The sequence below is a fragment of the uncultured Aliiroseovarius sp. genome, from assembly GCF_947492455.1.
Classification (GTDB): domain Bacteria; phylum Pseudomonadota; class Alphaproteobacteria; order Rhodobacterales; family Rhodobacteraceae; genus Aliiroseovarius.
Genome location: NZ_CANLNB010000002.1, coordinates 262,548 through 276,359, shown reverse-complemented (window position 1 = coordinate 276,359; position 13,812 = coordinate 262,548). Strand labels below are relative to the sequence as shown.

The window sequence follows — 13,812 nt, the reverse complement described above, 5'->3', positions numbered from 1 at the left end:
TACGCGACGGCAAATTCCGTCTGTATGGGTTTAGGTTAGCGCGGTTGAATGATAAGAGGAAATTACACCTTTTAATCTCAGCGATAGGTTTGGCTTATGAGTAATATCACCCTGCGCCAGCTTCGGTACTTTGATGCGCTTGCCGAACACGGCCATTTCGGACGCGCGGCTGACGCCTGTGCGGTGTCCCAGCCTGCGCTGTCTGTACAAATCAAAGAGCTTGAGGACGCGTTGGGCTGTATCCTGTGTGAACGTATGCCGCGTCAGGTGCGTCTGACCACCTTGGGGCGCGAGTTCCTACGCCGCACGCGGGACATCCTGCGCGCAGTGGACGAGCTTGAGGATGTGTCGCGTGCCGCCCGCGATCATTGGGTAGGTGAGCTTCGGATCGGGGTGATTCCCACCATTGCGCCCTATCTTTTGCCTAAAATCGTGCAGGAGCTGACCGAACAGTTCCCAGGCGCCGAGATCCATATGCGCGAGACCATGACCTCGAACCTGATCCGCGAGTTGATCGACGGGCGGATCGACACGGCGATTTTAGCCTTGCCCATCTCAGATCCCGCGCTGACCGAGGTGCCCCTGTTTGACGAGGAATTCGTGCTGGTGCGTCCGTTGGCGGACAAGGACAAACCTGTCCCCAATCGTGACGGGCTGCGGGAGATGCGGCTGCTGTTGCTCGAAGAAGGCCACTGCTTCCGCGATCAGGCACTGTCTTTCTGCGACATGCACAACACCAACCCGCGCGAAACGTTGGATGGCAGCGCCTTGTCCACTCTGGTTCAGATGGTGGGCGCGGGCATGGGGGTCACGTTGATCCCGGACATGGCAGTGGGGGTCGAGACACGCTCTGCCCCCGTCACCGTGTCCCGTTTTGACGCGCCCAAACCCAACCGCACCATCGGCATGGTCTGGCGCGCAAGCTCACCTTTGGCACAACAGTTTCACCGCATGGCTGACTGTGTAAAACGCGCGGCGAAAACCTGAGCTTTAGGGGCAGAACAGGTCGTTTGTCACCCCGAACACCATGAGCGAGATGACCAGCGCCAGACCGATGGCCAGCAGGAAATTCAGCGCCTTGTCGGATGGCGGTTTGCCCGTCACGGCCTCCCACGCGTAGAAGACCAGATGGCCGCCATCCAGAACCGGGATGGGGAACAGGTTCAGCATGCCGATGGCTGTGGACAGCATGGCGATGAAGGCCACAAAGCTGACCGCGCCCTGTGACGCCACTTGGCCCGAGACCTGCGCGATCCCGATCGGACCCGACAGGTTACAGCTGGAAATCGCGCCAGTGATCATGTGCCAGAGGCCCGACAGGCTGCTTTGAATGATGTAAATCACGCGGTCCACGCCTGACGACAGGCTCTCCCACAAGCCGGCCGGCCGCGTCTCGGGTTCAAATACCAGTCCCGAGGTGATGCCGATCAGCCAGCGGGTCTCAAATCCGCCATCGGCCGAGGGGATATCTTGGCGGCGCGGGGTTAGGATCACATCCATCGGCACGCCATCGCGCAAGATCCCTAGTGCCAACTCGTCCCCATCGCCATTTACCACGATCTCGCGCAGGGCGCCGAAGGTTGGGACCGTTTCGCCGTCTACGGTGCGGATGAAGTCCCCTTCGCGCAATCCCGCCGCCATCGCTGCGGACTGGGGCGTGACAGCGCCAACCAGCGGCGGATAGGGATGAGTGGCGGTTAGGGTCAACACCTGTCCGTCGCGCTCGACGCGGTAGTCCACCAGCGCGGTCTCGGGCAGCTTTTCGATGACCTCATAGAACTCGGCCAAGGGCGGGGTCTCAAAGCCCGCGATGGACAGGATCGTGTCGCCTTCACGCAGCCCTTGCTCCATCCCCGGCACATTCAGCACCGTTTTTACGGCCAGAGGATCGCGGGCGACGCCGGTGGACATCATGAGGCCTGCAAAGATCAGGGTGGACAGGATGAAGTTGAAAATCGGACCGGCAGCCACGGTGGCCGTCCGTGCCCACAAGGGCGCACCGTGCATCGTGTGACGGCGGTCTTCCTCGGAGAGTTCGGCCATGACGGCCTCGTCTGCCCCGCCCGAGGCCGCATTCGCGTCGCCCCGGAACTTCACATATCCGCCAATGGGAAAGGCCGCGATCTGCCACTGGGTGCCGTGCCGGTCCGTCCGCGCGAACAGAACAGGCCCCATCCCAATCGAGAACACATCTGCCTTGATGCCGCTCCACCGTCCGACGATGTAGTGGCCATATTCATGCACCGCGACAATCACCGTCAGCGCAGCAACAAAGGCAAGGACCGTGAAGGCAAGATTGCCGAAATCGGGCAGGAAGCTGATCAGATCCATGTCTTAGATATGTCCTTTGGGTTCAGCGCGTGGCGCGTCTGCTCAGTTCTTATTGGCGAGGATTTCGCGGGCGACCTCACGTCCCATCTGGTCAGCGGCCAGCACATTATCAAGGGTCATTGCCGCATGGATCAGGCTGACATTTCCGTCAAGACGGGTCAGCGTGTCTTCGACCAGCCCGGCCATGTCCATAAAGCCGATCTGGCCTGCAATGAAGCCGTCCAGGGCGATTTCCTTGGCTGCGTTGAAGACGGCACCAGACAGACCGCCCGCCGCCATCACCTCGCGGGCCAGTCGCAGGGCGGGATAGCGTGTCTCGTCCGGGGCGCGGAACTCCAGCGTGGCGACCTTGGACAGATCCAGCCGTTCGACGGGCAGATCACGGCGTTCAGGCCAATGCAGCGCATAGCCGATGGCATGCCGCATATCCGGCGCGCCCAGATGCGCCATGAGGGCGCCATCGTTGAAACCAACCAGCGCGTGGACCAGACTTTGCGGGTGGACCAAAACCTCTATCTGATCAGGGTCGATCTGAAAGAACTCTTTGGTCTCAATGACTTCCAACGCCTTGTTGAACATCGAGGCGCTGTCGATGGTGATCCGTTGCCCCATATCCCAGTTGGGGTGCGAGCTCGCTTCGGCCAGTGTTGCAGTCGCCAGCTTTTCCAGCGGCCAGTCGCGGAACGCACCACCCGAAGCGGTGATGATGATCCGCTCGACCGCGTCCATATCTTCGCCCACAAGCCCTTGGAACACGGCAGAATGCTCGCTGTCGACGGGCAAGATCCGAGAATGGTGCGCCTGCGCGGTGGCCATGATCAGTGGCCCGGCGGTCACAAGGCTTTCCTTGTTGGCAAGTGCCAGTGTCGCGCGGGCTTCCAAGGCGCGCAGTCCCGGCAAAAGCCCGGCCGCCCCGACAATCGAGGACATAACCCAGTCACAGGGGCGTGTGGCGGCTTCTTCGATGGCGGCGGGGCCAGCAGCGGCCTCGACACCGCTGCCAGCCAGCGCGTCTTTTAACGCGGGCAACTTGTCTTCATGTGCGGTGATGGCGATGTCCGCGCGCAGGTCGATGGCATCTTTGGCCAGCTGCGCAATGTTGTGCCCGCCAGTCAACGCAACCACGTCATAAGCGTCGGCATCGCGCTTGATCAGGTCAAGGGTAGATTGCCCAATAGACCCAGTGGCCCCGAAGATCGAGATGCGGCGCGTGCCCGTTTCCTGCGTCATGCCCTGCCCTTAGCCCGCAAAAATCAACGAGCCTACGCCCGTCAGAAGGACCAATGCCCCGGCCGCGCCAATCATGGCGTCAAAGCGGTCCAGCACCCCGCCGTGCCCCGGGATCAGGTTCGAGCTGTCTTTGACGCCGACCATCCGCTTGATGGCGCTTTGCGCGATGTCGCCCATCTGGCCCGCAAAGGCGATGAAAGGGAACAGCAGTGCTTCGATCACGTTGAAGTATCCAAGCGTCATACCGATCAGGCCAAGGATCAAAGCTCCGACCCAACCTGCAATCGTACCAGACCATGTTTTCTTGGGGCTGACACGCGGCCAGAACTTTTTGCCGCCAATGACCCGCCCGGCAAAATACCCAGCAACGTCCGAGACGATGATGATCAGAATAAACCAGACCAGGGCGGGCCCCGGACCCAAGGAGAGAAAGCCCAAGCCCGCCAGCATGATCAGAAGGCCATAGGCGCAGAACAAGACGCGATGTTGGTTGGCCAGCACGGCGCCCATTACAGGCGCGACGAACAAGGCTGAAATCTGCGGAGACAGGATCACGCCCGGCGCATCGATCGAGCCAAGGCTACTTAGAAAGATACCCCCTGCTGCTGCCAAACTCAGGACGATGGGCAACGCGGTGGGCGTGGGTTGTAGAAGGCGCGCGAACTCCCACATGCACAGGCCGATGACGACAACGATCAGCGCCCGATAGGTGGGGCCCCCAATCCAGATTGCAGCGATGGCAATGGCCGCGATTGCGATGGCGGACAGCAAGCGCGGGGCAAGATCGGCCCATTTCGAGGAAGACGACTGAGAACTCATTTGGGGGTTATCGCATTGCGCGGTGCAGGTCTCAAGTCAAAGTAAGCCCAAAAGGATAGCTATTCGGCCGCAGGCTTGACGGTCCCGAACCGGCGGTCCCGATCCGAAAAACGCGCGATGACATCCGCGAACACGTCAGACGTGAAATCCGGCCAGAGCGTTTCGATGAAATCATACTCGGCATAGGCAGATTGCCAGAGCAGAAAATTCGATACGCGCATTTCCCCCGAGGTGCGGATGACCAGATCGGGATCCGGTAAAATGCTTGTATCCAAATAGCTTGTGATAGTTTCTTCATCAACCGCTTCGGGGTTCAAGGCGCCGCTGGCAATGTCCTGCGCCATGCGTTTCGAGGCCCGCGCCAACTCGTCCCGGCCACCATAGTTCAGCGCAATGGTCAGATTCACGTGGTCGTTGAGAGCTGTCATCCCTTCCAGCTCTTCCATCAACTTAATCAGTTTTTTATCAAGCCGACTGCGGTCCCCAATGAACCGAACACGCACGCCTTCTTCGACCAGCGCGCGCGCTTCCTTGGTGATGTAGCGCCGAAACAGGTTCATCAGCCCGGTGACTTCGGTCTCTGAGCGTTTCCAGTTTTCGGTCGAGAAGGCAAAGATGGTTAGGTATTTGATGCCCAGATCAGGACAAGCGCGCACAATTTCGCGGACGCGCTTGGCCCCGGCATGGTGACCGAACAGACGTGGCTGGCCGCGACGCTGTGCCCAGCGACCGTTGCCGTCCATGATGATGGCAACGTGCCGAGGCGATGACGCCCCGACCTGTATGTCCATCTTGTTCATGTCTGTCACCAAATCTAATACCTATAAAAATCAGGAACTTGCAAGTTAAACCTGCATGATTTCTTCCTGTTTGGTTTCCAAGGCCTTATCTACGATGCCAACATATTTATCTGTCAGTTCCTGAACTTCGTCGGACCACATCTTGGCGTCGTCCTCGGACATGTTGTCCTTGCCCTTTTTGATCTGCTGCATGCCGTCCTGACGCACATTGCGCACAGCAACGCGGGCGTGTTCGGCATATTGCGCAGCGACGCGGGTCAGTTCGCGGCGACGTTCCTCGTTCAGCTCGGGGATCGGCAGCATGATGATCGTGCCGTTAAGCTGCGGGTTGATGCCCAGACCGCTTTCGCGAATGGCTTTTTCCACCGCCTGAACCATGCTTTTGTCCCAGACGTTTACGGTGACCATGCGCGGCTCGGGTACGTTCACGGTGCCGACCTGGTTCAGCGGTGTACGCTGGCCATAGGCTTCAACCGTGATCGGATCCAGCATCGAGGCCGATGCCCGCCCGGTGCGCAACGATGCAAATTCGGTTTTCAGCGCGCCAAGTGCGCCTTCCATGCGGCGTTCCAGATCATCGGTATCCAGTTCAAACTCTTCATCAGCCATCGCTCGGCGTTCCCTTCGTCTTTCAAGCTCTTATCGTTAACGAGCGTGTTTCGCCCGGTATAATGCCACCGCCCCCCAATTGTATAGATCAGGCTCTACCAGCGGTGGCAAAGATTTATCTCTGGGCAGAAATCCGCCCTCATGCGCGGTTAGCCGCCCACGCGGGTATAGGTGCCCTGCCCGTCCAGAATACCACGGAACCCGCCCGGTTCATCCAGCGAAAACACGATGATCGGCAGGTTGTTGTCACGGGCCAGTGCAATGGCGGACGCATCCATGACGCCCAGACGTTTCGCCAACACATCATCATAAGACACCGTGTCATAGCGTACGGCATCGTCGTTTTTGACCGGATCTTTATCGTATACGCCGTCTACTTTCGTGCCCTTGAAAATGGCCTCGCAGGCCATTTCGTTAGCGCGCAGCGTGGCGGCGGTATCGGTGGTGAAATACGGGTTGCCGGTGCCGGCCGCAAAAATGCAGACGCGTTTCTTTTCCAAGTGGCGCACGGCGCGGCGACGAATGTAGGGCTCACACACCTGATCCATTGGAATGGCCGAGATCACGCGGGTAAACACCCCCAGACCTTCCAGCGCGGATTGCATCGCCAGAGCGTTCATTACCGTGGCTAGCATCCCCATATAGTCCGCCGTGGTACGCTCCATCCCCTGCGCCGAGCCCTGAAGCCCGCGGAAGATGTTGCCGCCGCCGATCACCATGCAGATCTCGACGCCCATGTCGTGCACCGATTTTACTTCACGGGCGATGCGTTCAACTGTGGGCGGGTTCAGGCCGAACCCCTGGTCGCCCATCAGGGCCTCGCCCGAGATTTTCAGCATGACACGTTTATAGGTCGGCTGCGGGGTTTCACCCTCTGCCGTGGTCTGGGCCTGATCACTCATCTGTTGCCACTCTCTGATTGTCGTGATTGTGTTGCCCGGCAATTTGACCGATTAGGGCCGAATGTTCAATGAGCGATCCGCCCGTTGGACCGAAAAAAGTAAGGACTACAGCACGTGTCGACCGCGCAAGACAGCATCACGGAACTGGCCCGACAGGTGGGCCCTGATCGCCCGGTCCTGATCGCGGGCGCGACGGCATCGGGCAAGTCTGCACTTGCCTTGGCCATCGCCGAAGCGTCGGGCGGCGTGATCGTGAATGCCGATGCGCTGCAGGTGTTTGAAAACTGGCGCGTGGTGACAGCCCGCCCCTCAGCCGAGGACGAGGCCCGCGCGCCGCATCTGCTCTATGGGCATATTCCGGGGGATCAGGACTATTCCGTGGGCCATTGGCTGCGCGAGGTTGCGCCCATCCTGCAAGGCACAAAGCGCCCCATCATTGTCGGGGGTACGGGGCTAAACCTGACCGCGCTGACGGAAGGTCTGGCCGACATCCCTCTGACCCCGCCCGCCATTCGCAAGGATGGCGAAGCACGCTTTGCTGAGGGTGGATTGCCCGCCCTTCTGGCCGATCTGGATCCGGACACGTTGGCCCGCATCGACACACGCAACCCCGCCCGCGTCGCCCGCGCGTGGGAGGTTCAGCACACCACCGGGCGCGGTTTGGCCAGTTGGCAGGACGACACCCCGCCGCCGCTTCTGCCCCTCTCGTCTGCATGCGCTTTCCATCTGGACGCCGAGCGTGACTGGCTGCGTGACCGGATTGAGCGGCGCTTTGACATCATGCTGGACGAAGGCGCGCTCGAAGAAGCCCGCCGGAACCTTGCAACCTGGGATCCCAAGGCACCGTCCTCGAAAGCCATCGGTGCGCCGGAACTGATCGCCCATTTGCAAGGCCAGATGTCGCTGGACGAGGCACGCGCCGCCGCCATCATCGCAAGCCAGCAATACGCCAAACGCCAGCGCACATGGTTCCGAAAACGGATGCGGAATTGGCAGGTGATTCCCCTTGGGGCGGATCACTGAGTCGCAACTTATCCACAGGTGCATTTCTATTCTTGTGGAAGACCCTGTGGAAAAGTTGTAATCTGTCAAAAATAATGAGACAGGTCGAACAGGGTAAGCTAGCGATTGGGCAGTAAGGTAATTTTACTGGCTGCTGCGATTGCGTTCTTATGACTGATACCACCCATCCGAATTCCTCGTTCCGTGCACTCCCAATTGCTCGTCTGGGCGTGGGGGGGCGTTGGCGCACAGAAGCTATGCGCTCTTACGGGGCACCTGTTCTTTTGTGGTTTACCCGTGGACAGGGGCGTATCACCATCAATGGTGTGACGTCCGGTTATGGTCCACACAACTGCATCTATCTTCCTGCGGGCACCATGCATGGGTTCGAAATGAGCACACAGGTCGCCGGGACGATCATCGTGTTTCCGCAAGACAGTGAAGAGCAACTGGGCCTTCCTCAGGACTCCGTTCACTTGCGCCTGCGCGACGCGGATCGGCAGATCGAACTCAGCAATCTTGTCGACAATCTGCAGCGCGAGATGGAGAAAGGCACTGCGCGGGCCAGCCGCGCCATGATGTGTCATGCCGGGCTGATCTCGGTCTGGTTGGATCGCCAGCTAGAAGCGCTTGATGAAGGCGACAACAAACCCAAATCGGGGCAACGGTTGGTCAATGCCTTCACCGCGCTGGTCGAACAAGATTTCCACAGTGCGAAAACCGTTCGGGACTATGCGGCAGATCTGGGCATCACCCCCACGCACCTGTCGCGCGTGTGCAACAACGCCTGCGGACGCCCGGCATCGGCTATATTGCAAGACCGGGTCACCTATGAAGCACGGCGTTTGCTGACCGAGACACGCGTGCCGATCAAAGACATTGCAGCGTCGCTTGGATTTACCTCGGCGGCCTATTTTACCCGCGCGTTCCAGAAACAAACCGGGCAGACACCCTCGGCGTTCCGTAAGCGGGGATAGGAAGCGCCCTACCCTGCCCTCAGAAACTTCACACAACAATCGTTGCAAATGAAATGAATGTTGTGTATATCCTCGATCAAAAGGAGGAGCGCTCATGAAAATCGAACAAATTCACCACGTCGCGTATCGCTGTAAGGACGCGAAAGAGACCGTCGAATGGTACGGTAAAATGCTGAAGATGGACTTCATTCTGGCCATCGCGGAAAACCACGTCCCGTCGACCCACGAGCCTGATCCCTACATGCACGTGTTCCTGGATGCCGGGAACGAGAACGTGCTGGCGTTCTTTGAGCTGCCCACCAAGCCAAAAATGGGCCGTGACCCGAACACGCCGATCTGGGTTCAGCATATTGCCTTCAAGGTGAAGGACCGCTCTGAACTAATTGAATTCAAAGAGCATCTTGAAGCCAATGGCGTCGATGTACTGGGCGTGACGGATCACTCGATCTTCCATTCCATCTACTTCTTTGATCCGAACGGCCACCGCATCGAGTTGGCCTGCCCCGATCCCGAGGAAGAAGCCATGCTGAAGCGCATGGACGAAGTGAAATGGGACATGCTGAACGAATGGTCCGAGACCAAACGCGCACCCAAGCACGCAGAATGGCTTCATAAAAAAGAGCTGTCAGACGTCGAGTGACGCAGCGCTTAGATTGATTTATGCATGGGCGTATCTGTGAAAGGATGCGCCCATGTCTTTTGATGAAACCCGTTTCGCCCCCCTGCCCGAGCCGCCCTATTATGCGGTGATTTTCACCAATCAGCTGTCCTCGACCGTTCGCGGCTATGAACAGATGGCGGACAAGATGGTGGAACTGGCGCAGGCGCAAGACGGATACATCGGGGTTGAAAGCACACGCGATGCGTTTGGGGTTGGGATAACCGTGTCTTACTGGCGCAATGAGGCTGCGATTTCCGCATGGAAAGCGGATGTAGATCATCTGATGGCGCAAAAGCTGGGCCAAACCCGCTGGTACGCGCAGTACCATCTGCGCGTCGCGAAAGTCGAACGCGCTTATTCCGGTCCCGAAGGACGCGCGCTTTAGCTGCCGAGAATAGCTTTTACGTAGCCTTGGGTTTCCTTGTAGGGCGGAACACCGTTGTATTTGGCCACAGCCTCGGGCCCAGCGTTATAAGCGGCCAAGGCAAGGCGCCATGAGCGGAACCGGTCATATTGCTGACGCAGATACCGCGCGCCGCCTTCCAGGTTTTGCGAGGGATTCCAAGGGTCTACGCCAAGTTTCTTGGCTGTGAACGGCATCAGCTGCGCAAGCCCAATGGCCCCGGCATGGCTTTTCGCCTTGGGATTCCATCCGCTTTCCTGCTGCACAAGCCGCAAGAAAAGATCCTCGGGAATGCCGTGACGACGCGCCATGGCCTGCGCGATCGGCAGGTATTGGCCTTTGTAATTGCCGGTATAGCTGGGAATGCCATAACTGGTCGGCGTCGTCGGGGCGTTCGGCGTCAAACGCGAGGAGCCAGCGTATTGCTGTGCCGCGCGCGAATCCAAAACGCCGACCTGCGATTTGAACGCGCTGCGCCCACCCGAACTGCCAAACAGGCTTTCGGCCATCGCCATATTTCGCGGTGCTTCGATGGAAAGGGCCGTAACAAGGCTTAGCCCAGCGATCGTGAATACTCTTTGGCGCAAATGTCCGCCCCCAGCTTGAATACGGCGCTAATATAGGCGTTGCAGACCCGTCTGGGAAGTGCCGCCGGGCGAAACGCGCAAATCTAAGCGCATTTGGGAATGTCGCTCACAGAAATCACGTTTCTCTCGCCCACAGATGATGTAACCATATGGCCCAACTTAGAATCGAAAGGACGCAGGATGGCAGGTTCGCTTAACAAGGTCATGCTTATTGGTAATCTTGGTGCAGACCCCGAGGTACGGACCTTCCAGAATGGTGGCAAAGTGTGCAACCTGCGCATTGCGACCTCGGAAACCTGGAAAGACCGCAATACCGGCGAGCGTCGCGAGAAAACCGAATGGCACACCGTGTCCGTCTTCTCAGAAGGTCTGGTCCGCGTATGTGAGCAGTTCTTGCGCAAAGGCTCGAAAGTCTATGTCGAAGGTCAACTGCAGACCCGTAAGTGGCAAGACCAGTCCGGCAATGATCGCTACTCGACCGAGGTCGTGCTGCAAGGCTTTAACGGCACGCTGACCATGCTGGATGGCCGCAGCGGTGGCCAAGGCGGCGGTGGTCAAGGTGGCGGCTACGGTGGCGGCGGTGGCGGCTACGGCGGAGGCAACCAAGGCGGTGGCTTCGGTGGTGGCGGCCAAGGTGGCGGTGGTCCCGCTCCGGCTGGTGGTGGTTTCGACGACGAAATCCCGTTCTAAAGCACTCATAAAACACACAAAACAAGGAGGCGCGCGATGTCATGGTCATTTCCCATCGGGCGCCTTTTTGGCTCGCAGCTGCGCGTCCATGTGACGTTCTTTCTTCTGCTGGCCTTCATTGGCGCCTCGACCTGGTCTGAACAAGGCCCCGAAGCCGCGCTTTGGACCATCGTCTTTGTTCTTCTGCTGTTTGCCTGCGTTGTGGCGCATGAATTCGGCCACGCGCTGATGGCGCGCCGCTTTGGCATCCGCACGCCGGACGTGACGCTTCTGCCCATCGGCGGATTGGCGCGGTTGGAACGCATGCCCGAGAACCCGCGGCAGGAAATTCTGGTCGCTTTGGCGGGTCCTGCGGTGAACGTGGTGATCTGGGCGGTTCTGACGCTCTTGATCGGCGCCCCGACCGAGACCGAGCAGCTGACCGGCATGGCGATTACCCCCTCCACCCTGCCCTCGCAACTGGCGACGCTGAACCTGATCCTTGCGGTCTTTAACTTGGTCCCGGCCTTTCCGATGGATGGCGGACGGGTGCTTCGTGCGGTTTTATCGATGTTCACCGATCGTGTCAGGGCAACACGTATCGCCGCGGGCGCGGGGCAATTTGTGGCCTTCCTGATGGCGCTGACCGGTCTTATGTCCGGCAACCTGATGCTGGTGCTGATCGCGGGCTTTATCTTTATCGCAGCGGGCGGCGAAAGCGCGGATGTCGCCATGCGCGACGTGGCCCGCAAGCTGATGGCGCGCGATGCGATGATCACGGAATATGAAAGTCTGCGTCCGGAGAATCCTATCGCGCTTGCGGCGACCACCCTGATCCGGACCACGCAGCACGAGTTTCCGGTGCTGGATATCGAAGGCCATTTGGCAGGCTTCCTGACCCGCGAAGCGCTGTTTCATGCGATGGCCGAAGGCGCCGCGGACACCCGTGTGGGAGATGTAATGACATCTGTTCCGGCGGCCGCACTGACGGACGGGCTCGAGATGATCCTTGAACGGATGGGCACTGCGCCGACCGTCGCGGTTCTGGACGCCGAGGGGCATCTTCTAGGCTATATTACCCGTGAAAATGTGGGTGAGCTGATGGTGATTGCCAACGCGCGCAAATGATGTGAGGCTTAGGCGTCTGCCAGCGCCTCGGTCAGCACGTCTTTGACCACACCCATATCGACGTCGTCGGCCACGAAGGCATCGCCAATCGCGCGTGCCAGAATGAAGCGCAGCTTGCCCTGCACAACCTTCTTGTCCTGTGCCATCAGCGCGATCAAACCCTCCGCATCGGGCAGATCACCGGGGATGTCGCGGATGTCTTTCTTCATCCCCATGGCCGCCAGATGCTCGCGGAAGCGCGAGGGGCTTTCTTGGCTCATCAGCCCCAACCGGGCCGAGGTTTCAAACGCGAGTGCGCAGCCAATGGCGACGCCTTCGCCATGCAACAAACGGTCGGAATAGCCGGTCGCCGCTTCAAGCGCGTGGCCAAACGTGTGACCAAGGTTCAAAAGCGCGCGGTCGCCTTGCTCGGTCTCATCGCGCACAACGATGTCGGCTTTCATCTGCACCGACCAGCGCACGGCTTCTTCGCGCAACGCCAGATCACCTGCGGCCAGTGCGGGCCCGTTCACTTCGAGCCAGTCGAAGAAGGACGCGTCGCCCAGACCGCCATATTTCACGACCTCGCCATAGCCCGCCAGAAAATCACGTGGTTGCAGCGTGCCCAGCACGTCGATATCCGCCAGCACCAACGAGGGCTGGTGGAACGCGCCGATCAGGTTCTTGCCCTGCGGCGCGTTGATCCCGGTCTTGCCCCCGACCGAACTGTCCACCTGCGCCAGCAGAGACGTCGGCAGCTGTACGAAGCGCACGCCACGGCGCAGGATCGCAGCGGCAAAGCCCACAAGGTCTCCGATCACGCCGCCGCCAAAGGCCAGCACCACATCCTTGCGCTCGACCTTTTGCTCCAGCAGCCATTCGACGGTCTGCATCAGATAGGGCCAGCTTTTGGTGCTTTCCCCGGGCGGCAGGATCAGCGCCTCGGAGGCAATCCCCTCGGCCGACAGCCCGGCTTTCAACGCGTCCAAATGCAGCCCAGCAACCGTTTCTTCTGTCACGATCCAGACCTTCGCGCGCGGCAGCAAGGGCGCGATTTCGATCCCAGCGCGTGCAATCAGACCCGGTGCGATGCGGACGTCATAGGCGCGATCATCCAAGGGGACGTGAACGGTGGTCATGCGGGGATCTCCTCAAGCACATCCGGGCGGGTCTTCAGAACCTTGATCACCGCCTCGGTCATCTGCGCGATGGTATAATCAGGATGGGCATCCACAGCCACATCTGCCAGCTCGTAAACCGGCACGCGGGCGTTGTAAATTTCGGTCAGCGTGGCCTTTGGGTCTGGTGTGCGCAGCAGCGGGCGCGTGTCCTTATGCTTCACCCGGTTCCAAAGCAGCTCCAAATCCGCGCGTAGTAGAAGCGAGACGCCCCGGTCGCTGATCATGGTCCGATTGCGTTCGGCCATGAAAGCCCCGCCTCCGGTCGACAGAATTGCCCGCGGACCATCCAGAAGCCGCCCGATTACCTCGGTCTCGCGGTCGCGGAAAAACGCCTCTCCGTCGCGCTCGAAGATCTCGGCGATCGACATATTTGCCGCGCGCACGATCTCTTCATCGCTGTCCAGAAACGGAACTTCTAGACGGGCGGCCAGCGCCTGTCCGACGGCGGTTTTCCCCGCCCCCATCATGCCCACCATGACGATGGATTTCTTTAATTTGAATGCCAAAGCGGCGCCCACTTGCCCAAATTCAGAT

16 protein-coding genes are annotated in these 13,812 nt (G+C 59.6%); 7 read left to right on the top strand and 9 right to left on the bottom strand.

The window, feature by feature from the left end; all coding sequences use genetic code 11:
* Positions 1-96: 96 nt before the first annotated feature.
* Positions 97-987: a LysR substrate-binding domain-containing protein gene (locus Q0677_RS04800; RefSeq protein ID WP_298906492.1), complete on the top strand. Its 891-nt coding sequence runs from the start codon at positions 97-99 to the stop codon at positions 985-987.
* Positions 988-990: 3 nt separating this feature from the next.
* On the opposite strand, the gene rseP is transcribed toward Q0677_RS04800, so the two are convergent.
* From rseP to pyrH, 6 genes are all read right to left on the bottom strand, one after another.
* Positions 991-2,331, bottom strand: coding sequence for an RIP metalloprotease RseP (gene rseP, locus Q0677_RS04795; RefSeq protein ID WP_298906490.1), 1,341 nt, complete (start codon positions 2,329-2,331; stop codon positions 991-993).
* A 42-nt stretch (positions 2,332-2,373) separates the two neighbouring features.
* The gene (dxr, locus tag Q0677_RS04790) at positions 2,374-3,561 is read right to left on the bottom strand and encodes a 1-deoxy-D-xylulose-5-phosphate reductoisomerase (RefSeq protein WP_298906485.1); all 1,188 of its coding nucleotides are present in this window, start codon (positions 3,559-3,561) and stop codon (positions 2,374-2,376) included.
* A 9-nt stretch (positions 3,562-3,570) separates the two neighbouring features.
* Positions 3,571-4,380 carry a phosphatidate cytidylyltransferase gene (locus Q0677_RS04785; RefSeq protein ID WP_298906482.1) on the bottom strand — a complete coding sequence of 270 codons (810 nt, stop codon included), beginning with the start codon at positions 4,378-4,380 and terminating at the stop codon, positions 3,571-3,573.
* Between the two features lie 59 nt (positions 4,381-4,439).
* On the bottom strand, positions 4,440-5,180 hold the full coding sequence (locus Q0677_RS04780; protein ID WP_298907494.1) for an isoprenyl transferase: 741 nt from the start codon (positions 5,178-5,180) through the stop codon (positions 4,440-4,442).
* Positions 5,181-5,225: 45 nt separating this feature from the next.
* Positions 5,226-5,789, bottom strand: coding sequence for a ribosome recycling factor (frr, locus tag Q0677_RS04775; protein ID WP_298906480.1), 564 nt, complete (start codon positions 5,787-5,789; stop codon positions 5,226-5,228).
* A gap of 149 nt (positions 5,790-5,938) precedes the next feature.
* Positions 5,939-6,691, bottom strand: a complete 753-nt coding sequence (pyrH, locus tag Q0677_RS04770; RefSeq protein ID WP_247090989.1) for a UMP kinase — start codon at positions 6,689-6,691, stop codon at positions 5,939-5,941.
* Positions 6,692-6,805: 114 nt separating this feature from the next.
* Between pyrH and miaA the strand changes: the two genes are divergently transcribed.
* The 4 genes from miaA (at position 6,806) to Q0677_RS04750 (ending at position 9,716) form a co-directional block, all read left to right on the top strand.
* A complete protein-coding gene (gene miaA / locus Q0677_RS04765) occupies positions 6,806-7,714 on the top strand; it encodes a tRNA (adenosine(37)-N6)-dimethylallyltransferase MiaA (RefSeq protein ID WP_298906477.1) in 909 nt (302 codons plus the stop codon).
* 149 nt (positions 7,715-7,863) lie between these two features.
* A complete protein-coding gene (locus Q0677_RS04760) occupies positions 7,864-8,670 on the top strand; it encodes an AraC family transcriptional regulator (RefSeq protein WP_298906474.1) in 807 nt (268 codons plus the stop codon).
* A 94-nt stretch (positions 8,671-8,764) separates the two neighbouring features.
* Positions 8,765-9,310 (top strand): VOC family protein, encoded by a 546-nt coding sequence (locus Q0677_RS04755; RefSeq protein ID WP_298906471.1) that lies wholly within the window; start codon positions 8,765-8,767, stop codon positions 9,308-9,310.
* Between the two features lie 52 nt (positions 9,311-9,362).
* Positions 9,363-9,716, top strand: coding sequence for an antibiotic biosynthesis monooxygenase (locus tag Q0677_RS04750; protein WP_298906468.1), 354 nt, complete (start codon positions 9,363-9,365; stop codon positions 9,714-9,716).
* On the opposite strand, the gene Q0677_RS04745 is transcribed toward Q0677_RS04750, so the two are convergent.
* The gene (locus Q0677_RS04745; protein WP_298907491.1) at positions 9,713-10,243 is read right to left on the bottom strand and encodes a lytic transglycosylase domain-containing protein; all 531 of its coding nucleotides are present in this window, start codon (positions 10,241-10,243) and stop codon (positions 9,713-9,715) included. The genes Q0677_RS04750 and Q0677_RS04745 overlap by 4 nt on opposite strands.
* Before the next feature lie 258 nt (positions 10,244-10,501).
* On the opposite strand from Q0677_RS04745, the gene ssb reads away from it, so the two are divergent.
* The gene (gene ssb / locus Q0677_RS04740) at positions 10,502-11,011 is read left to right on the top strand and encodes a single-stranded DNA-binding protein (RefSeq protein WP_282064904.1); all 510 of its coding nucleotides are present in this window, start codon (positions 10,502-10,504) and stop codon (positions 11,009-11,011) included.
* Positions 11,012-11,047: 36 nt separating this feature from the next.
* Positions 11,048-12,118 carry a site-2 protease family protein gene (locus Q0677_RS04735; protein WP_298906467.1) on the top strand — a complete coding sequence of 357 codons (1,071 nt, stop codon included), beginning with the start codon at positions 11,048-11,050 and terminating at the stop codon, positions 12,116-12,118.
* A gap of 8 nt (positions 12,119-12,126) precedes the next feature.
* Here Q0677_RS04735 and aroB read toward each other — a convergent pair whose 3' ends face one another.
* Together aroB and Q0677_RS04725 are read right to left on the bottom strand one after the other, a co-directional pair.
* Positions 12,127-13,236: a 3-dehydroquinate synthase gene (gene aroB / locus Q0677_RS04730; protein WP_298906464.1), complete on the bottom strand. Its 1,110-nt coding sequence runs from the start codon at positions 13,234-13,236 to the stop codon at positions 12,127-12,129.
* Positions 13,233-13,784, bottom strand: coding sequence for a shikimate kinase (locus Q0677_RS04725; protein ID WP_298906463.1), 552 nt, complete (start codon positions 13,782-13,784; stop codon positions 13,233-13,235). The genes aroB and Q0677_RS04725 overlap by 4 nt, the downstream gene beginning before the upstream one ends.
* Between the last annotated feature and the right edge of the window lie 28 nt (positions 13,785-13,812).